We start from the raw sequence: 20,505 nt of genomic DNA, 5'->3' as shown, positions 1-20,505 counted from the left end.
AAAATCTGCCCATATAAGATAAAATCATCCTACTAACTTTTTTGTTTGCTCGAATCACCTATTATTATCCAGCGTTAGCGCTATGCCTGAACCCAGCTTGCGTTGGTTAATTGTATGAATTCAGCGATAACCATACTTTTGCTTACTATTTATTTAATCCATTTACGTTTTAGTCTGAGAGCCTTATGAGTAACCCTAATAGCAAAAATAATTTAACCCAGTCTATCCAAGCGGCCTTAAGCCAACTTGAAAACGCCTATAATCCTGCGGAAGTCGAAGCAGGCATGTATCAGGGCTGGGAAGAAAGCGGCTATTTTCAGCCGACTTTTGACAAAGAAGAGTCGTTTTCTATCGCTCTACCACCGCCGAACGTCACTGGCTCGCTGCATATGGGACATGGTTTTAACAATGCAATCATGGATGCGCTCACCCGTTACCACCGCATGGATGGTGACAATACGCTTTGGCAGCCAGGTACGGATCATGCTGGTATCGCGACCCAAATGGTCGTTGAGCGTCGTTTAGAGGCGCAAGGTATCAAGCGCCGTGATATGACGCGTGAAGACTTCATCGATAAAGTGTGGGAATGGAAAGAAGAGTCGGGCGGCAATATCACCAGCCAGATTCGCCGTTTGGGCAGCTCTGTTGACTGGTCGCGTGAGCGCTTTACCATGGATGATGGTCTGTCTAATGCGGTAAAAGAAGTGTTCGTTCGTCTGTTCGACGATGGCCTTATCTATCGTGGCAAGCGTTTGGTGAACTGGGATCCTAAGTTCCAAACGGCATTATCTGATTTAGAAGTGGAAAATCATGACGAAAAAGGCAGTTTGTGGCATTTCCGCTATCATTTCACGGATAAAGATTTAACGACCCAAGATGGTAAAAACTATCTGGTCGTAGCCACCACGCGTCCTGAGACATTGCTTGGTGATACGGCTGTCGCAGTTAATCCTAGCGATGAGCGTTATGCACACTTGGTCGGCAAAACCATTACCTTGCCAATCACTGGTCGCGTCGTGCCTATCGTCGCTGATGACTATGTCGAAAAAGACTTCGGTACGGGCTGCGTAAAAATTACTCCAGCGCATGATTTCAACGATTATGAATTGGGTCGTCGTCATAGCTTGCCATTGATTAATATCCTTGATGAGCGCGCCAATATCTTAGCATCGATGGAAGTGTATCCTGATCTGCAAACGCGTGAGCCAGAGTTAGAGACCACGCCGAGCGAGTATGCAGGACTTGAGCGTTTTGCCGCACGTAAGTTCCTCGTTGAGCAAGCAGGCGAGCAGGGCTGGCTAGAAGATATCGAGGACTATGCCCTAAAAGCCCCGCGTGCTGAGCGTGGCGGTACGATCGTTGAGCCGTGGTTGACCGATCAGTGGTATGTCGCTGTTAAAGAGCTTGCTAAGCCTGCGATTGACGCGGTAGAAGACGGCAGCATCGAGTTCGTCCCTGCGCAGTACAAAAACATGTATATGTCGTGGATGACAGATCTGCAAGATTGGTGCATCAGCCGTCAGCTCTGGTGGGGACATCGTATCCCTGCATGGTATGACGATGCGACGGGTGAAATCTATGTCGCCCGTGACGAAGCCGAGGTGCGTAGCAAGTATAGTCTAAGCGACGATATCGTATTGCGCCAAGATAATGACGTGCTCGATACGTGGTTCAGCTCTGGTCTATGGACGTTCAGTACGCTTGACTGGGCAGACGTCAACGCCGATCCACGCGTGATGGACACTTTCCACCCAACCAGCGTGTTGGTGACAGGTTTTGACATTATCTTCTTTTGGGTTGCCCGCATGATCATGATGACCATGCACTTCGTGAAAAACGAAGACGGCACGCCGCAAGTACCGTTTAAGACCGTCTATGTGCATGGTCTGGTACGTGATGGCAATGGTCAAAAAATGTCAAAATCAAAAGGTAACGTTTTAGATCCGATTGACTTAATCGATGGTATTGATCTAGAAGCGCTGGTGGAAAAACGTACCAGCAATATGATGAATCCGAAAGACGCGGCCAAAATTGAAAAGCAAACGCGTAAAGAGTTCCCAGAAGGCATCCCAGCCTTTGGTACGGATGCACTGCGCTTTACCTTTACCTCACTTGCCAGTACCGGTCGCGATATCAATTTTGATCTAAAGCGTGTCGAGGGCTATCGTAATTTCTGTAATAAAATCTGGAACGCCAGCCGTTTTGTACTCATGAACTGTGTCGATAGCGAAGGTACTGCCAAGCCTATCGACCAAGCGGCGAACCCTGACGTTTGGGAATTACCAGAAAAATGGATCATGAGTCGTCTGAACTCTACCGTTGCCGATATCCATCAGCATTTCGCCCAGTATCGTCTCGATATGGTCAGCCAAGATATCTATGAGTTCATCTGGAATGAATACTGTGATTGGTATGTTGAGCTTGCCAAAGCCAGTCTAAATGATGACTCTGTGTCTGACGAGCGTAAAGCGCAAATCCGTTATGTACTACTGCACGTGCTAGAGACGGCGCTACGCTTTAGCCATCCAATCATGCCGTATCTGACTGAGCAAATCTGGCAGACGGTCGCACCGCTACTGAATCGCAAAGACACCGACAGCATCGTGGTCGCTGACTATCCAAAAATGGATGAGGCACAAATCAGTGAGCAAGTTGAGGCGGATATGGCGTGGCTACAAGAGCTAATCGCTAGCGTCCGTAACATCCGTGGTGAGATGAAACTGGGTAATGCCGTACGTCTGCCAGTGCTACTACAAAATATCTCTCTAGCAGAAGACGAGCGTCTATCACGTATCGCCAATCAGTTTAAAGCACTTGCCAAAGTCGAAAGCTTAGAGATCGTCAAAGAAGGCGATGAGGTGCCATTGTCATCATCAAGTATGGTCGGTCAGCTACGGGTACTCGTACCGATGAAAGGTCTAATCGATCCAACGGCTGAGCTGGCACGTTTGGGTAAGTCATATGATAAGTTGAAAGGTCAAGCGGAAGGCATCGCCCGTAAGCTAGGCAATGAAGGCTTTGTGAGCAAAGCGCCTGTGGAAGTGGTCGATGCTGAAAAAGCGAAACTGGCTGAGCTACAAGGTCAGTTGACCGCGATGACGGCGCAGATGGGGCAGTTGAAAGCGTTGTAATTGGTATAGTAATATTTGTAGTAATAAAGAACGCTTTCACGTTTGTGATGGCGTTTTTTATTGTCTACTGGTTAGTTCTCTAACCAACTCTTAGTTCCAATAAATACTGAATATTTGTGTGCTATTCTACAAATTTACATCCACAGTATGAGTAAAAAAACTAGTGTGAATAAATTGTATGCGCTTAATTCGATTGGGAAATAAATAAATGAAATGTAAATTACCAAGTGGTTGTAAAAATGATATTTTTCGAGAGCTTGATTACTGTGTTTTGCATTGTTCAGATGAAGGGATTGAAAAAAAAGATATAGATAATTACTTGGAGGAGTTTGCTAACGTATTTATGGAATACTTATATGAAAATATTTTGAAAAATACTTTCTATAAAGTAAATAAAGATGGAGTAGCTATACGTAATTATTCTATCCATGAATTTAAGCATAAAAATATTATTTTGAATGATGAACTAAAAAAAAGGATGGGAGAAGTAAGTATTATAGTTAAAAATATAGTTTTCCCAGGAAATAGTAGACTTGCAGATTTCATGTTGAATATTAAAACAATAATAAGATATTTAGGTAGTGTTAATTTTGAAGAGTGTCAATTCGGTTATTTATCTTTTAACGGGTTCTATAATTGCTATCACAAAAATTGTAATTTTAATGAGGACTTACTGATATATCCATTTTCACAGGTAGTAGATAAAAATAATGAAAACATTATTAAGTACAGATATGTAGGTTGTAATTTTAAAGAAAATGTACGTTTGACTCCATCAATATTTTCTAACGATATATATTGTAATATGTTTGCAAACTGTAATTTTGAAAAAGATGTATTTATTATTAATTTGACGATACATAAAAATGTATTTCTATTTCCAGACCCTCTTAAAGACTCTGATATCAAGTCTGTAAATATTTATTTTGAAGAATTCAAAAATAGCTATGATATTAATAGTATTCATATAGAGAATTGCATATTTAAATCTGATTTTAAGATAAACGGACTTGATAAGAGGTACATAGATGATTTAATATTTTATGGATGTGCGTTTAAAGAAAATATTCAGAATATAAATATTATAAAAATAATAGATACTAAGTTTGAGTCTAAAGTTGAGATAAAGTATAGGAATATAGAAGATTTTAAATTTATCAACTCTAATGTAGATAAGATATTTGACTCTTTTAAAAGTAGGTTTAAGAAAATCGATTTCAACAAGAGTGTTTTTAATAGTTTTGCAGGTTTTGAAGAGATTGTATGTGGATTATCGGTAGATGATAAAGATTTAACTGAAAAAGAGAAGTCGTTATTTAAGAGCCCTGAAAGTACTAGACTTAGTTATTTGACGGTGTTCGAGCATGTAACTTTTATGGATTTTTCAAGTTTTAGAGGTGCTAATTTTAATTCAGGGTTAGATTTTTCGAAAAATAATTTAAAAGATAAACCTAATTTTTTAGGTGTGAAAATTAATTCACTAAATACTAAACGGGAAACATTTAGAATTGTGAAAAGCTCATTTGATGATGCAGGTAATCAGATTGAAGCGAATAAGTTTTTTATTGAGGAGATGAAAGCTTACAGAAAAGAGCTCAAAGTTAATAGAGGTAGTTTGTTTGAGCGATTTATACTATTCTCTAATAGGTGGATTTCAGACTTTGGTGGCAATTATGTGTTACCTATTGTGTGGCTAGTAGCGAGCATTGTGATATATACGGCAATAATTTACTGGCACCACTCATTTTTCACTGAAGCTAAGAATACATATCTTTGGCATTCTAATTTTGATTATGTATCCATTAGAGCTAATGATTTTGCAAAAAACTTCTTACCCTTTAGTAGATTTCTTATAGGTAAAAGTGGTATAGAGTTCGTGAGTCTATTGTTTTATATATGGTTTGCAGTTTTAATTTGGCAAACTATCGTAGCTGTCAAACGACATACACAACGTTAAGGAATACCATGAACCATCTCACCGTCGGACAACGCTCGCCTTTGGGCAACCTTGCCATTGACGATACCGCGCCCATCACGCTTAAGTTCACCCGTCAAAGCCCAATAGAGATGGACATCAGCTGCTTTGCCTTAGATGCAGCGGGCAAACTGATCAATGATGATTACATGGTGTTTTATAATCAGCCAACCTCACCATGCGGGCAAATCAAGCTCACCCATTACGAGTCGCAGCCAACAGCAAATAAAGGCATCCAAGCCGAGTTTGAGGTTAATTTATCCAAACTGGCAGATAATATAGACAGCTTGTTTTTTGTGTTGTCAGCCGACACGCCGCTCAATCAAATTCAATCGTTAGAGATTGGCATTTGGCAGCAATCGCAAAAGGTACAGGCAGAATATCAAGCAGCAGATTTTGCCCAGCAGCAAGCCAGTATGCTGATGCAGCTTTATCGTAAGAGTGGCGTGTGGCGAGTATCTAACGTCGCGCAAGGCTTTAATGGTGGACTTGCCGCCATCGTGCAGCATTTCGGTGGCGATGTAGAAGAGAGTAGCCCGCAAGCAGCAGCCGTAACCGCAGCACCAGCACCAGTTCAAGCAAAACCGTCGTTAGAAAAGGTTATGCTAGACAAAGCCCCAAAACTGGTCAATCTGGCCAAAAAAGCCACGATATCGCTTGAGAAACGCCAATTGCAGCAATTAACCGCAAAGGTAGCACTGGTGTTAGACGCCTCAGGCTCAATGAACAGACAGTACAAAAAAGGCCGCGTGCAAGAGGTGGTCAACCGCCTATTGCCATTGGCAGTGAGCTTCGATGATGACCAAGCGCTAGACTGCTGGGCGTTTGCCCGAGATCCGCAGTATTTGGGTGAGATTGGACTGAGCAATTATGACGGTTTCATTGACAACGCTCATGGCGGCTGGCGCAAATGGGCACTTGGCCCGCGCATTAATAATGAAGCAGAGGTCATGAAAGCCGTGACAGAGTTTTATCAAAAGGATGGCTTGGATGTGCCTGTCTACGTGCTATTTATCAGTGATGGCGGAGTGAATGACAATCGCGGTATTACGAGAGTCATGACGGAAGCCGCGAAACTGCCGATATTTTGGCAGTTCTTGGGCTTGGGTGGTCGTGGTTATGGCATCCTAAAAAAACTAGACGACATGGCAGGGCGCGTGATTGATAATTGCGATTTTTTTGAATTAGATGACTTGGACGACATTAGCGAAGAAGCTTTGTATGAAAACATGTTAGAAGAGTTTCCACTGTGGCTAAAAGAAGCCAAGCAACTTGGTATAGTCACGAAATAAACCAATCAGACATTTGTCACTAAAACTAAAAACCGCTCATAGTTTAGACTGTGAGCGGGTTTTTTTGCTAAAAATTCAGTCAAAGGTTGTGAGCTCACTTACTCAACCACTAACCAAACATACTTATTAATAGCAAAAACCTCGTAAAAATAGCCTTGTACCGTTTTGAGCAATATCGCATGCTTAGCTACCTATATAGGTAGCTATTTTATAAACCAGTAGCTACTTACCCCAACTGATACATAGTTGAATGACACTACTTATATGACTCAATCAAAAAAAACCTTTTACTATAGACCTAATAGCAATCAATCGAGAAGCCCCGCAGTGCGTTGGACGTTTGTCATACTGGGTTGGATATTTTTTATATTGGGTATTATAGGAGTGCTGTTACCCGTGATGCCAACTGCGCCTTTTATACTACTGGCAGCAGGGTGCTGGGCACGCAGCTCGCGGCGCTTTCATTTTTGGCTGATCAATCATAAATACTTTGGTAAGTTTGTCCGTGATTGGGAAAATAATCATGCCGTACCCCTCTATGCCAAGTGGTTAGCAACGATAATGATGACTATATCGACGGCAATGTTATTTTATCGCTTGCCAGCCGATACGATGTGGGTGGCATGGGCGGTAGCCACTGTTTGTAGTGGGGTTGCGGTGTATTTGTTCCGCTTGCCAAATGCCTAAAATCGTTGCAATTTGAACCAAAAATGGCTAATAAAAGGGCTTTGTTACACGAAATGTCAGATAAGGCTTGCGATACTAGGATGTACCCCTTATAATACGCCCAAGCTTAAGAGCAGTTCTGCACCAAATCATTACCTCGTAGTATTAGTTATAATCCTTCGTTTTAATATTTATCGTTCAGTAGCTATTTGCAAGCGTTACCGGTCACTAGGCCATTAATAAATTAAAAAGTAGGATTATCAATATGTCAGATACTCAAAAAGGTACAGTTAAGTGGTTCAACGAAGCTAAAGGCTTTGGTTTTATCGCTCCAGAAACTGGCGCAGACGTTTTTGCTCATTACAGCGAAATCACTGGTTCAGGCTTCAAAACTTTAGCTGAAGGCCAAGAAGTTGAGTTCACTGTAACTCAAGGTCAAAAAGGCCCACAAGCCCATAACATCGTTGCTATCTAATCTGTCTTTATAGACACTTAGAGCAAGATGAAAAAAAAGCGAACCTTCGGGTTCGTTTTTTTTCGTCTGTCATTTAGTATTAGATAAAATAATATAGTCAGTGAAAAGTAATATCTATACATCACGCACTGCTAATATCAATTTTTTTGCTTGCTGTGCCTGTGCAGACAGAGGCTACAAAAAATGGATATCGGTAGTATCGTAGCGTTTTTGGGATATTTTGACTATATATTAAAAAGGCCTCCGACTATAAATAGTTGGAGGCCTTTTTTTTAATGAGTGTGGTGAGTCTATCAGATAGAGCTAATACCAATATTAATCAGACCGCCACCAATGATTAACCAAGCAAACATAATTGCACCCAAGATCAGTGGCTTCACGCCAGCTTGCTTAATCGCGCTCAGATGAGTCGTCAATCCTAGTGCAAACATCGCCATCGTCAGCAAAACATCATCAAACATGACCATACTTTGCTCAAAGCTGTCAGACATCGGCACCCATGTGTGCAGTATGACGATAAGAATAAAAATAAAGGCAAACCATGGCACGTTGACCTGTTTAATGCGGTCTACAAATGATAATTTTTCACCATGACCATCATTGTCACTCTTAGTCAAAGCAAAGGATAAAATCAGTAGAAAAGGGGCGAGCATCATGACGCGTATCATTTTGGTCACGACGGCTGTATTACCAACCTCAGGATTGATCGCGTTACCTGCCACCACGACCTGTGCGACTTCGTGTATGGTCGAGCCAGTATAGATGCCATATTGCTGAGCATTTAACCAAGGCTGCAACCAACCAAGATGATATAGGAATGGGTAGAGTAGCATCGCAATAGTGCCAAAGACGACGACGGTTGCCACAGCGATAGTGACTTTATGCGCTTCTGCTTTTACCACTGGCTCTGCGGCAATCACTGCGGCTGCCCCGCAAATACTCGCGCCTGAGCCAATCAATATAGTCGTTTTTTTATCGACTTTTAGCCATCTCGTACCCAGCCAATAGGTCAATAAAAAAGTCGATGTCAGTACCAGTGCATCCGTCATAATCGCTGGCATACCAACGCTAGCCACTTGGGTCATGGTTAGCTTAAACCCATAAAACACAATGGCTAAGCGCAAGATTTGACCTTTGGCAAAGCATACACCAGCATTTAGCTGCTCAGCGAAATTAGGGTATACCGTATTACCTAAGACCATACCGAGAAAAATTGCCAATGTTAAAGAGGACAGTCCGACGATGCGCCCGTTCGACCAAGTGTCTAGACCAGTATTGAGCCATAAACAAAATAAACTACCGACCAGCACCACGACCAATCCTGCTAAGTGCCGATTGTTTGGAAAGTAACGATTCACTGAGTGGGTAAAAGCGTGCATGATAGACCTATCCTATTATTGCTAATCGACATAAGCATAAACTTATGAATAGACAGTATAAGATAAGCTGATTTATAATAAAAACAGATTAATAAGATACAAGCTATCGATTTTTTAGGTTAATGCTGATTATCTAAGATTGATAAAAAAGATATCAAGATTGAACTAAAACAGGCTAAAAACTGACATAAGGTGTCATTAATTAATGAAAAAAGCGATGCAGACGCTACCGAAGATTACGCTAAAACAATTGGCGGTATTTGTGAGTATTTATCAGACGGGTAGCACCAGCCGTGCCAGTGAAGCGCTGCATTTATCACAGTCAGCAGTCAGTAGCGCGCTGACTGAGCTCGAATCCAGACTGCAAATGCCGTTGTTTGAGCGCGTTGGGCGTAGGCTTAATCAGCATCCAAATGCCCATCCCATTTATGTGCAAGCGCAGGCAATTTTGGGGCAGTCACTGACGCTTGAACATTATCACAAGCATCAAGCAGGACAGATTCATATTGGCGCGAGTACGACCATAGGCAACTATGTATTGCCACCGCTGCTGGCTGAGTTGTATAGAGCCTTGCCAAATGCAAATGTGAACACTTATATCGCCAATACCCAAGAGGTAGTTGCGGAGGTCGAGCAACTCAACATCGATATTGCCCTAGTAGAAGGGATGCCGCGACCTGCGGATACTAAGGTCATTGAGCAGCGTGCATGGCGAACGGACACCTTGATAGTCTTTGCCAAACGCGACAGCAAATGGCTGACAGACATGGCAGCATATAACGAAGTGGATAATTGCTACGAGCTTAGTATTGAACAACTGGCACGATTGCCATTATTGGTGCGAGAGGCAGGATCAGGTACGCGGCAAATTATCGACGAGCAATTATTACAGCATATGCCCGATGCCGAAGTTATCATGGCCATTCAGCAATCGGAAGCGATCAAGCATATGGTCAGTGCCGATATTGGGCTGGGTTGTCTATCACAGCACGTGATTGAGGCAGAATTGGCCAGCGGTAAGTTAGTACAAGTAAAAGTGGCAGGCATCGATTTGTCGCGAACTTGGTGGCTAGTGTGGCATAAAGCCCGCCATCAAAGCCCAATTTGGCAAAGCTTTATTGATATTTTGACATCAGAATAAGGGTTAGAGACAGATAATAAAAAACGTCCCATAGCCATGACTATAGGACGTTTTATAAAATATTATGTTCAGCTTGTAATATAAGCGGCTCAAGTCAACTCATCAAAGCTAAGCCACCTTTACACTTAAGCATTGTTTATTGAAAGGTGATCGCTTATTTATTAACTGGCTTATCCAGTCTCACGACTAAGCTATCGCAGGGGACATTTGGCAAAATATTATCTGCTGTTGCCCCACTAAGCCATGCGACGATACCATGGCGCTCATGACGACCGATAACCAGTAAATCAACGTCATGCTTATGACAATAATTGACGATACCTTCGCTACTAGAGATGGCGGTGGTCACCTCGGCATTGACGGCGGTTAAGCCGTTACGCTCTAAAAATTGTGCTAGCTTGGCTCGTGCTTCTTGGCAACGCTCATCGTCAATCTGGTCATATAAGCTAGAGGCGGGTACTAGCTCATAGCCAAAACCAACCATCGTATCTTTGACAATATGCAGTACAGACAGCTTAGAACCCGGACGGTTATCGACGATTTGTTTGGCTTTTTGCGCCACTGTATCGGCATCAGATAACAAATCGGTAACTAGTAAAATATGTTGGTAACTCATGAGGTGCTCCTCGTAGCAAGTAGTCTTAACTATAGCACTACTGATGACTGCTGTTAAGTAATGTCGGCATACTTTTAAACCGCTAAGGTATTGCCCTTCCTAATTGTACTATAGTTGGATTCAAATAATTTCGATACAAGGAAACCGAGCGCAAGTTATACATTAGTATGTTTAGCGAGGATGACGATGTAGCGAATTTATATGGATTTGACTATATCAGCGCTGCTCTTTCTTAGGATAATGCCTTGACTTCTCTGTCTGCTAGCCCCATCTATTAGCGCTAGACCCATTTTTTCATTGCTATAGCTTACCCACCATAAAACCGATAAAATTTTGAGCGTTAAGTTTTAATGATCATTTTATCACGCACATTGTTACCATTCTATTTACCCTGAACTGCAGGGCATTATCTACATAATGAGCTAAGGACAACTATGACTGACACCGCATTTACCGCTGACCTAACATTGCACTCCGCATTTGAGTTGATTGAACATCGCCATATTGAGGCGCTATCGATGGATGTGCTGATCAGTCAGCATGTTAAGACTGGTGCGATGCATTATCACTTAGCACATCCGAGTGATGAAAATGCATTCTTGGTAGGCTTTCGCACTCAGCCAATGGACTCAAAAGGCGAGGCGCACATCTTAGAGCATGTGGCTTTATGTGGTTCTGAGAAATTCCCTGTGCGTGATCCGTTCTTTTCGATGATTAAGCGCTCGCTCAATACCTTTATGAATGCGATGACCGCTGCTGATTGGACGGCTTATCCGTACGCCACACAAAATAAAAACGACTATTTCAACTTGCTTGCCGTTTATCTTGATGCGTCATTTTTCCCGAACATTCATCCGCTTGATTTTGCTCAAGAAGGTATTCGTGTTGAGTTAGATGAAAATGACAAGCCGCAATTTAAGGGTATTGTTTTTAATGAAATGAAAGGCGCTATGAGCGGCGAGATTGATCAGCTGTATCATGCCGTTGCCCATCATCTCTTCCCAACGACGACGTACCATTATAATTCGGGCGGTGAACCTGCTGATATTCCGGACTTGACCCATCATGAGCTGGTCGAATTTCATCAAAGCCATTATCATCCATCAAACAGTGTGATTATGAGTTTTGGTAATATTCCTGTCGCTGAGACGCAGGCGAAAATCCATGAAGATGCCTTGATTCAGTTTGAGGCGGGCAAGAAGCATGTATCGCGTCCAGAAAAACGTCTGTCTGCACCGATTAGCGCTACCGACACCTATACCGCTGACGAAGCTGGCCCTGACCAAACCCATCATGTTGTGGCGTGGTTATTGCCATCTATTACCGACCCCAAGCAGCGCCTTGCTTTGCGTCTACTAGAAGGCGTGTTGATTGAGCATGCAGGCTCGCCGTTGCGTGCTTATCTGGACAGCCATCCACTCGGCAAAGCACCAAGTCCGCTATTGGGACTCGATGACAGTCATTATGAAATGGTCTTTTATACGGGTCTGCGCGGTTCAAACCCAGAGCATGCCGAAGCAGTCGAGCAGGGCATTATCGACTTGCTAACCGAAGTTGCCAACTCACCAGTCGATGACGAAACGATTGAAACTATCCTACATCAGATTGAGATAGATCAGCGTCATATCGGCGGTGACAGCATTCCTTATGGTTTGAATCTCATGCTAGAAGGCTTTAGTACCGCCATTCATGATGGCAATCCAATCGATGTGTGGGAAGTGGACGAGCATCTACAATGGCTGCGTGAGCAAGTAAAAGACGAGCAATGGTTGCCCAACTTAATCAAAATACATCTACTGGATAACAATCACCGCGTGCGCGTGACCCTAACACCAGACAGCGAAAAAACTGCTCGTTTAGCGGCAGCTGAGCAAACGCGTCTCGACACTATCGCCATGGATTTGACCGCTGATGATAAAGCCATCTTGCACAAGCAAGCATTGGATTTAGCAGCGCGCCAAGCGGCACCAGATGATTTGAGCTTATTGCCAAAAGTTGGCTTGGATGACGTACCGACGGATATCAGCTTTAAGCAAGGCAAGCAAAAACAAGTGAATTTGAGCGGGCAAGACAGCACCTTATTTGAATATGAAGCAGGCACCAATGGCTTGTATTATTATCAAGTAATTGTGCCGTTGACAGATGCGATTGGTAATACAGGTACAAGCGAGTTACCCGTCAATGAAGTCATTAATCATCCGCTACTGCCTATTTATTTAAGCTTACTGTCTGAGCTAGGTACAGACTCTCTTAGTGCCCATGAAATGCAAGCCAAGCAAGCGGCGCATTCGTCAGGTGTGACAGCGCGTATCAGCCAACGTACCAATATCGATGACAGCCAGTCTATCAGCAGTTATTTTGTGGTGGCAACGCGCGCGCTAAACCGCAAGCCTGAGGCGATTGATTTACTCAAAGAAGTGATGGAGCACAGCGTCTTTACGGAGCATGATCGTATCAAAGAGATTCTGCAGCAGCGCCAAGCAGGCTGGCAATCAAACCTTGCCGGTTCAGGGCATGCTTATGCCATGCAAACGGCCAGTCGCGGTATGAGTCGTCAGGCGCAGTTAGAGTATGTGCGTAGTGGTCTGCCAGCATTGAACGCGTTAAAGGACTTTTTAACCCATGCCAGTAATGATGATGCGCAGTGGGATAAATTAGCCACCAGTTTGATGGATTTACATCAACGTTTCATCAGCCTCCCTAAGCATGCCGTTATCATCTGTGAAGCCGAGCAAACTGAACGCTTAAGCAATTTGATTGTTGATAGCTGGAAAGACAGCCAAGCGCCACGTATTGCCGCGCAGCTGAGCAGCTCTGATGCTAGTATTGAAGACAATATCCCAAGCGAATTTGCCGAGTTACAACTTGATGCGGCACTAAATGGTGAGAAAGACGTTGTCAAATCGTTAGAAAGTGGTGTCGCGCTCGATGTTGAGGACTTGGCATGGTTGGTGCCGACCAACGTCTATCATAATGCTAGTGCCTATACGGTTCCAGCGGCTGATCATCCGGACACAGTAGCCTTGATGGTATTAGCGCCTTACTTGCGCAATGGCTATTTGCATAGCGCCATCCGTGAGCGCGGCGGTGCTTATGGTGGCGGTGCGGGCTACGATGCCAATGCTTGCGCCTTTAAGTTCTTTAGCTACCGTGATCCACAGTGTGCTGAGACTTTTGCTCACTTTGATGCCAGTATCGAGTGGTTATTAAATGAGCCGCAAACTGACGAGCAATTGGAAGAAGCTATTTTGGGGATTATCTCCGGTATGGACAAACCAGGTTCTCCAGCAGGTGAAGCGATCAAAGCATGTTTTTCTGACCTGCATCATCGCGGTGCTGACTGGCAGCGTAAAATGCGTGCGTCAATTTTAGCCGTGACAGTCGCTGACTTACAGCGCGTTGCCAAGCAATATTTGCAAGGGCAAAAACATGTGCGTGCAGTCTTAGCGCCTTATGACAAAGAAGAAAAGGTAAAAGATCTTGGTTTTGAGGTTTGTAAAATAAAAAGCTAAGGTGGTCAGACTTACCATGAAGTGCAAAAAAGCCAAGCATCAAGCTTGGCTTTTTTGTGCCTATGCACTCAATTAATACCGTTTAATGCTTTGGTCTTTACCAATATAATCTTGATGCACAGGGAATTTATCATGGCTATCGAATTGCTTACGATCTTCAAAGTAACTGGTTAGCGTACGACGTACTGCTTCAAAGGCGATGCTATCCCATGGAATGTCTTCTTCACTAAATAACGCACAGTCAAGACTCTCAGAGCCAATACCATAAGCACCATCTTTAAGGTCATTCAGGTAAATCGCATAAATTTGCCCAATATCAGGGATATCATAGAGGCAGTATAAATGGGGGTTGGTCACCACCGCTTCAGCTTCTTCAAAGCTCTCACGCGCCGCGCCATCAGCGATGGTTTCGCCATTCTCCATAAAGCCCGCTGGTATCGTCCATAAGCCATATTGTGGCTCAATCGCTCGGCGGCATAGCAATACTCGGCCCTTGTGAACGACCAATGAGCCACAGATGACCTTTGGGTTTTCGTAGTGAATATAGCCACAATTTGGGCAGACCAAACGCGGGATATTATCGGTGGCCGGTATTTTACGTTCAGCCTCGTGGCCACATTGTAGACAATAGCGCATATAAACTGCCTTGTTATTATGATCAGAAAGGATATGGGGTGTCATTGTAATAGCTTGGGTGTGCAGCGTTATACTTAGGGTGCAACAGTCATGCTGCCGTACGATCGTAAATAGCAGCCATTACCTTAAGATAGCACATATTTTCTTTGCACAGAATGATGATAACAGTAATGTATAGTCAGAGCACTTTTAAACCGCTACGGTGTTACCCGTCCTAGATGTACTGAGTGTGCTATCTGCGGTCGGGCGGCTTGTAGCGATTCTAAAATTTCTTGACTATATCATTTCACCGCAGAGTCGTTGTTTGTTGCTATAAAAGAAAGACTCTCAATTAATTCTTGTGATACAAATAGGCAGTCACATAAATAGCATGCAGTAAACAGGCGATTGCGCTAATCTAGATTGAGACATTATTTTAGGTCTTTAATTAGCACACGCTCTAGGGCATGTCCTCAATACTATGTTCCTTGTTTGACGGCAATTTACCTCATTTTTATCACCATTTTTAAAATGAGGACACACCCTAGCAATTATTAAATAATTTGATGATAAATTTTTAGATTTGATGATGATAACTATCGTTTTATGACCGTTGTTTTTATGACTATTGTTTTTATGACTATTGTTTTATGACTATCTTATTGTGACTATCTTATTGTGACAAGGCTTTATACCGATAAAAATACAAGGCAATTATAATGTTACTTCCCCCGCAGTCTGTAAATTTTGATGAATTGTCAGTCGCTGTGCCAGACTTTATTCGTTATCCCACTATTAGAAAATTGGCAGAGCGAGTGCAGCATGAGACATTAAATGCTGTCACCAGTCCAGCAATGTACAACGCTTGTGGCACCTCTCGTCGTACTCGCATTTTAGACAGCCTATATCAGACGCCCATTGCCGATGCCTCAGTATTGGTTGCCATCACCCATGAACGCCATCCTAAGTTGCTATTGACACGCCGCGCTGCCCATATGAATAGTCATGCTGGCGAGGTATCTTGTGCAGGCGGTAAGCATGAAGCTGGCGATGGTAACAATGTCGTTACCGCATTACGTGAGGCTTGCGAAGAGACGGCGCTACCACCCAATAAAGTCCAGCTACTCGGTCAATTGCCGATCCAAACGTCCAAAAGCGGTATGAGTGTGCGTCCGATTGTCGCGCTTATTGCGCCAGATTTAGTATTAGTACCTGAGCTTGGCGAAATCTCACGTATTTTTTGGGCAGATTTTGAAACCTTATTAACTCAGCCCACCGTAGAGTATGCGATAGAATATGCGATGCAAGATCAAATGGCGACCATCCTTACGCCCAGCTGGCAAGTGGATGGTGAAACAGTATGGGGTTTAACAGGACGAGTCATCGCTAGCTTATTAGAAACGGGGTTTGATCGGCAGCTTGAATGGTATTACCGTATACAAGATACGCGCAATTAACACGCAGGGCAGTTGAGTTTTTCGCTTAAAATGTTCAACAGACCCTAGTCATCATTACTTATAGTAGTCGTCATTTTTTTTGAGCCACCAATTCATATTGTCTTGCCGTTTGGCACGGAAGGCTTCTAATTTATGCGCCACAGCTTGATTGTGCTGGCGCGCCGTATCGAGAGCAAAGAGAATCGGTACTGAAGATAAGACGCCAAAGCGGATTTTCGATTTGGGCAAATCCAAGCCATCACCGATATCATCACCGACTAGCATCCGTGTCACACTGGCATTGACCATCTCAACAAAACGTCCACGGCGATTGTCTTCTCCCATCAGTTGGCGCGGCAAATCATGCAGGGCTTTTGCTAATGGCTGTCCCATCTTAAAATCAAGCTGTTGAATCGATAAATAAGTATATAACCACTCCCAGCAAGCCGCTTCATCTTTTGGCAAGCGCTCTAAATCAACGCCCATCCAGTAGCTGGCCAGATTCCATAAATGCAAAATCCCTTCTCCTTCCTCAGGGCTGATGCGTGCACCCAGTAGGCGTAGGCCGCGCATAATCAACAACGAAAACTGCAAATGGGTAGCAATCATGTCGGTCTGATTAATAGGAAGACCCCAGTAATCCGTGTTCCAGCTGCCATCTGGATTATGATGCTGGTCGGCATTTGCTATGACGCCTTTAGCAGCATTCCCTTTACCTTTAAGCAGGTTTTGCCGCACCAGTGTATGGATTTGCCGTACCTGAATGGACTGCCGCCACCCTTCAGAGCCAATCGCTAGCACTTGCTCGATGGGCTGGCGGTCGTTAGCCATATTTGCAGTTGATTGTGGATGCTCAGAGACCGCTAAAATGTAAGCATAAGTACGCATCAATCGCGGTAGCGCATCGTGCATCAAAGCACCGGTTTGAATCAAAGGCAAGGAAAGGGCAGGGATGCTATAGCCAGCCATCAGCGCGACGTTACGAAGTAGCCAAATAAGCATCAGCGGATAACGTCGATAGGCGACTGCGCCAATTTGCGCAAGCTTAGGATCAAACCAATCTGGATGGCTGCTAAATTGTTCAGTTAAGGCGCTAAACGAAGAGTGGGTTATGGGGTCATAGGTCGGAGTATCGTCAAGAATGATGTGCTGTAAGGGTTTAGAAAAACGAATACCGTCAGCCGCTAAATCATCTGCGAATGGATCACCGATATCATAGCCCGCGACTATCTCGTTTAATAAGTCTTGCGAGATGGCAAAGTCTTTTGGTAATAAATAACGCTTAATGCGCTTTAGGACCTGTAAGTCACTATGATCATCGACAGCAGTGGTACGACCATGACGCTGATAAGAAGTTGCCGACTGATGATAGGTGTCTAAATCTAAACCATTGTGCTTTTTGTTCATATTTATCTCTACACCTATCATCTATCGCGTGCGTCTGTTGCTTATCAATTGCCTCATTGCCTCATTGCCTCATTAACCCATCAATCGAATTAATGACGGGTTAGATCTACCGAGGTACTGTTAATGTCTTCTTTTAGCGTTGCTTTGAGCATCATGTAACCGGCGATACCAGAGACAATTGAACCCATGATAATACCCAAACGCTCATCGAATAAGGTCGTGTCGCCTGCGAATGCTAAGCCACCGATAAACAAACTCATGGTAAAACCAACCCCGCATAGTAAGGATGCACCGTAGATTTGCTTAAAGTTCATCCCTCTTGGCATGGTCGAGATGCCAAGTTTAAAGATTAACCAGCACATTATCATTACGCCCAGTTGCTTACCGATGAAAAGACCAGCGGCGATACCTAGCGGCACTGAGTGAAATAATTCAGCGAAGCCTGCACCTTTGAGCGAGATACCCGAGTTGGCAAACGCAAACAGGGGCAAAATACCAAAGGCAACGGTGTTGTGTAGATCGTGTTCTAGCTCTTCTACTGGCGAGTGCTCAGGATCAGTACGATCGAACATAGGAATAAATAGGGCTAACACCACCCCTGCCAATGTCGCATGAATACCAGATTTGAGTACCGCAATCCACATAATCACGCCGATAAGTAGATAAGGGGTGATGCTCGTCACATTGCGACGATTGAGTAAGTATAAAAACGGTAGACACAAACCAGCGACAGCTAATGAGCCCAGTGACAAGTCGTTGGTATAAAATAAGGCGATGATTAAAATGGCACCAATATCATCAAAAATAGCAATAGACACCAAAAACACCTTTAATGAGTTTGGTACACGATTGCCAAGCAGGCTTAAGATACCCAAAGCAAAAGCGATGTCTGTCGCCGCAGGGATCGCCCAACCTTTCCAAAAATCAGGTTCATTATAGTTAAAGAGCAAATAGACAATGGCGGGCATAATCATGCCACCCAGTGCCGCTCCAGCAGGCAGGATAATCTGCTTAATGTTAGAGAGCTCACCAATCAAGACTTCACGCTTTAGCTCAAGTCCGACTAAGAAAAAGAAAATAGCCATCAGACCATCATTGATCCAATGACTGGCATCTTTGGCAATACCAAATTCGCCAATACGAATGGATACAGGGGCATGAATAAAAGCCTCATACCAAACACTGAGGGGGCTATTGGCAATGATCATTGCAGCAATGGCAGCCAATGCTAAAACGATACCGCCTGCTGCCTCAAATTCGAAAAATGCCTTAATTCTTTTTATTGCCATATCATCCTCATTTACTAAATACAATTTGCTAAATAATGCAATAACCTCAAGTATCTATACTGTTAAATTGGACAGTGTCGCAGATAGACGTTAACAGTTTCTCATAATCTCATTCATATACACAACAAAATCTGTAAAACTGAAACCATAAACCTATCTTACCCTATCAATAAGAGCGAAATGCCAGCGCTATGGCGAGAGGCAAAGCAGGAATAAATCATAAAATCTGTCATTGATAAAAATATTATTCTTAAATATTTCAATAACCTGTTAGACAAATCTAGCAGACTTCAGCTCGTTTTTGGCTTTTTTTAGTCTTTTATCTCTATAATGAGCGGCATTACGCAGTGTTCTGTCACAGCTTTGATACATATCAGCAGTACTATTGGCTAGCTACTAGCAAAGTTGGTAGCAACACTAGTAGTGATGATTTATTCTCAGTTCTTAAAGCCAGTTCTTATGGCTTCTTCATTTTTCATCATAAAGTTTACAGGTCGGTGTTATGGACTTATCATTCTCTCTAGAGATTATTTTAATGCTGACAGCCGTGGCAGCGCTGGCAGGTTTTATTGACGCTATCGCAGGTGGTGGTGGCTTATTGACCATACCAGCCATGCTACTGGCCAATATTCCCCCAGTGCTAACGCTGGGCACTAACAAGCTGCAAGCCGCTTCAGGTGCGTTAGCAGCGTCCATTACGATGATTAGAAAAGGGGTCGTCAAGCCACAACGCATCAAGGTGGCCATTATTGCTGCTTTTATCGGTTCAGTTATCGGTACGATCGCCGTACAGATGTCACCACCTGATTTGCTCGAAAAGCTGATTCCGTTTTTAATCGCAGCGATTGGTCTCTATACGCTATTTGCACCCAGACTTGGTGAGGTAGAAGCCGCACCGCGTATCTCAGAAGGCAAATGGCAAAAAGTCGTGGCACCTTTAATTGGTTTTTATGATGGTTATATCGGCCCAGGAACTGGCATGTTCTTTGCGCTTGGTAATGTGGCTTTGCGCGGTCGTCAGATCATTGAAGCGACAGGCGCGGCAAAGGTCTTGAACTTATCGACCAATATTGGCTCGCTGATTTTCTTTATTTTGGGCGGTAATGTATTGTGGAAAGTTGGGCTAGCAATGATGGTTGGGCAAACGATAGGTGCGTATTTTGGCTCGCACATGGTGGTTAAAGGCGGTAGTAAGCTGATTCGTCCGATGATTGTATTGGTGTGTTTTGCCATGTTGACCAAATACGTTTTTGGTTAAACAACAATAGGGTCTGTTGAACATTCAAATATTAGGACTGCTGATTGCTAAAATCGCATCAAACGTTTTATCAAATCAGGTGTAAACTGACGATAATGTCGAGACCTTAGCTAGGTTTACAACAACGTTTGGGGTGATTTTAGCATCAGCCCCAAGTATACAAGCAGGGGCAGGGCTATTTTTTGCCAATATATGGCGAAATTGTCTACCCTAGAATGACTAGGCGTCAAAAATTTCACTGCATATTGCCTAAAAAATAGACACTGCCAGTGCCACATTTGAATGTTCAACAGACCCTAATAAATAACCTTAT

General features: G+C 43.5%; 14 protein-coding genes. 9 read left to right on the top strand and 5 right to left on the bottom strand.

Translation table 11 applies throughout. From position 1 onward, the window contains the following. Positions 1–185: 185 nt before the first annotated feature. The 5 genes from IOD06_RS04865 to IOD06_RS04845 all read left to right on the top strand — a co-directional run bounded on the left by IOD06_RS04865 (position 186) and on the right by IOD06_RS04845 (position 7,539). The gene (locus IOD06_RS04865) at positions 186–3,131 is read left to right on the top strand and encodes a valine--tRNA ligase (protein ID WP_194619502.1); all 2,946 of its coding nucleotides are present in this window, start codon (positions 186–188) and stop codon (positions 3,129–3,131) included. 208 nt (positions 3,132–3,339) lie between these two features. Further along, the gene (locus IOD06_RS04860) at positions 3,340–5,088 is read left to right on the top strand and encodes a hypothetical protein (RefSeq protein WP_194619500.1); all 1,749 of its coding nucleotides are present in this window, start codon (positions 3,340–3,342) and stop codon (positions 5,086–5,088) included. A gap of 8 nt (positions 5,089–5,096) precedes the next feature. After that, complete coding sequence (locus IOD06_RS04855) at positions 5,097–6,398, top strand: VWA domain-containing protein (RefSeq protein WP_194619498.1); 1,302 nt, start codon at positions 5,097–5,099, stop codon at positions 6,396–6,398. A 264-nt stretch (positions 6,399–6,662) separates the two neighbouring features. After that, entirely contained in the window at positions 6,663–7,085 is a 423-nt protein-coding gene (locus tag IOD06_RS04850; protein WP_194619496.1) for a YbaN family protein, read from the top strand. Between the two features lie 244 nt (positions 7,086–7,329). After that, positions 7,330–7,539 carry a cold-shock protein gene (locus tag IOD06_RS04845; protein ID WP_010201661.1) on the top strand — a complete coding sequence of 70 codons (210 nt, stop codon included), beginning with the start codon at positions 7,330–7,332 and terminating at the stop codon, positions 7,537–7,539. A 293-nt stretch (positions 7,540–7,832) separates the two neighbouring features. Here the strand turns inward: IOD06_RS04845 and IOD06_RS04840 are convergent, their stop codons facing one another. After that, complete coding sequence (locus IOD06_RS04840) at positions 7,833–8,918, bottom strand: YeiH family protein (protein WP_194619494.1); 1,086 nt, start codon at positions 8,916–8,918, stop codon at positions 7,833–7,835. A 205-nt stretch (positions 8,919–9,123) separates the two neighbouring features. Here IOD06_RS04840 and IOD06_RS04835 point away from each other — a divergent pair, with 205 nt between their 5' ends. Next, a complete protein-coding gene (locus IOD06_RS04835) occupies positions 9,124–10,059 on the top strand; it encodes a LysR substrate-binding domain-containing protein (RefSeq protein ID WP_194619492.1) in 936 nt (311 codons plus the stop codon). 154 nt (positions 10,060–10,213) lie between these two features. Here the strand turns inward: IOD06_RS04835 and IOD06_RS04830 are convergent, their stop codons facing one another. Then, positions 10,214–10,675 (bottom strand): universal stress protein, encoded by a 462-nt coding sequence (locus IOD06_RS04830; RefSeq protein WP_010201658.1) that lies wholly within the window; start codon positions 10,673–10,675, stop codon positions 10,214–10,216. 434 nt (positions 10,676–11,109) lie between these two features. Here IOD06_RS04830 and IOD06_RS04825 point away from each other — a divergent pair, with 434 nt between their 5' ends. Beyond that, positions 11,110–14,187 carry an insulinase family protein gene (locus IOD06_RS04825; protein ID WP_194619490.1) on the top strand — a complete coding sequence of 1,026 codons (3,078 nt, stop codon included), beginning with the start codon at positions 11,110–11,112 and terminating at the stop codon, positions 14,185–14,187. Between the two features lie 72 nt (positions 14,188–14,259). On the opposite strand, the gene IOD06_RS04820 is transcribed toward IOD06_RS04825, so the two are convergent. After that, positions 14,260–14,823: an NUDIX hydrolase gene (locus tag IOD06_RS04820; RefSeq protein WP_010201656.1), complete on the bottom strand. Its 564-nt coding sequence runs from the start codon at positions 14,821–14,823 to the stop codon at positions 14,260–14,262. Between the two features lie 698 nt (positions 14,824–15,521). On the opposite strand from IOD06_RS04820, the gene IOD06_RS04815 reads away from it, so the two are divergent. Beyond that, positions 15,522–16,259, top strand: coding sequence for a CoA pyrophosphatase (locus IOD06_RS04815; RefSeq protein WP_194619488.1), 738 nt, complete (start codon positions 15,522–15,524; stop codon positions 16,257–16,259). A gap of 54 nt (positions 16,260–16,313) precedes the next feature. Here the strand turns inward: IOD06_RS04815 and IOD06_RS04810 are convergent, their stop codons facing one another. Together IOD06_RS04810 and nhaA are read right to left on the bottom strand one after the other, a co-directional pair. After that, complete coding sequence (locus tag IOD06_RS04810; RefSeq protein WP_194619486.1) at positions 16,314–17,645, bottom strand: oxygenase MpaB family protein; 1,332 nt, start codon at positions 17,643–17,645, stop codon at positions 16,314–16,316. An 89-nt stretch (positions 17,646–17,734) separates the two neighbouring features. After that, positions 17,735–18,934, bottom strand: a complete 1,200-nt coding sequence (gene nhaA / locus IOD06_RS04805; protein ID WP_189585653.1) for a Na+/H+ antiporter NhaA — start codon at positions 18,932–18,934, stop codon at positions 17,735–17,737. A 502-nt stretch (positions 18,935–19,436) separates the two neighbouring features. Here nhaA and IOD06_RS04800 point away from each other — a divergent pair. Continuing rightward, positions 19,437–20,192, top strand: coding sequence for a TSUP family transporter (locus tag IOD06_RS04800; protein WP_189585651.1), 756 nt, complete (start codon positions 19,437–19,439; stop codon positions 20,190–20,192). Positions 20,193–20,505: the final 313 nt, after the last annotated feature.

The organism is Psychrobacter sp. N25K4-3-2, assembly GCF_015351755.1.
Classification (GTDB): Bacteria; Pseudomonadota; Gammaproteobacteria; order Pseudomonadales; family Moraxellaceae; genus Psychrobacter; species Psychrobacter glaciei.
This window is presented reverse-complemented; position numbering and strand designations above follow the sequence as displayed.

Excerpts from the sequence above, each read along its gene's own strand:
- IOD06_RS04820 (WP_010201656.1), bottom strand. The coding sequence starts at position 14,823 with ATGCGCTATTGTCTACAATGTGGCCACGAGGCTGAACGTAAAATACCG.
- IOD06_RS04800 (WP_189585651.1), top strand. The coding sequence starts at position 19,437 with ATGGACTTATCATTCTCTCTAGAGATTATTTTAATGCTGACAGCCGTG.
- IOD06_RS04830 (WP_010201658.1), bottom strand. The coding sequence starts at position 10,675 with ATGAGTTACCAACATATTTTACTAGTTACCGATTTGTTATCTGATGCC.
- IOD06_RS04835 (WP_194619492.1), top strand. The coding sequence starts at position 9,124 with ATGAAAAAAGCGATGCAGACGCTACCGAAGATTACGCTAAAACAATTG.
- IOD06_RS04860 (WP_194619500.1), top strand. The coding sequence starts at position 3,340 with ATGAAATGTAAATTACCAAGTGGTTGTAAAAATGATATTTTTCGAGAG.
- IOD06_RS04815 (WP_194619488.1), top strand. The coding sequence starts at position 15,522 with ATGTTACTTCCCCCGCAGTCTGTAAATTTTGATGAATTGTCAGTCGCT.
- nhaA (WP_189585653.1), bottom strand. The coding sequence starts at position 18,934 with ATGGCAATAAAAAGAATTAAGGCATTTTTCGAATTTGAGGCAGCAGGC.
- IOD06_RS04855 (WP_194619498.1), top strand. The coding sequence starts at position 5,097 with ATGAACCATCTCACCGTCGGACAACGCTCGCCTTTGGGCAACCTTGCC.
- IOD06_RS04865 (WP_194619502.1), top strand. The coding sequence starts at position 186 with ATGAGTAACCCTAATAGCAAAAATAATTTAACCCAGTCTATCCAAGCG.
- IOD06_RS04840 (WP_194619494.1), bottom strand. The coding sequence starts at position 8,918 with ATGCACGCTTTTACCCACTCAGTGAATCGTTACTTTCCAAACAATCGG.
- IOD06_RS04825 (WP_194619490.1), top strand. The coding sequence starts at position 11,110 with ATGACTGACACCGCATTTACCGCTGACCTAACATTGCACTCCGCATTT.
- IOD06_RS04850 (WP_194619496.1), top strand. The coding sequence starts at position 6,663 with ATGACTCAATCAAAAAAAACCTTTTACTATAGACCTAATAGCAATCAA.
- IOD06_RS04810 (WP_194619486.1), bottom strand. The coding sequence starts at position 17,645 with ATGAACAAAAAGCACAATGGTTTAGATTTAGACACCTATCATCAGTCG.
- IOD06_RS04845 (WP_010201661.1), top strand. The coding sequence starts at position 7,330 with ATGTCAGATACTCAAAAAGGTACAGTTAAGTGGTTCAACGAAGCTAAA.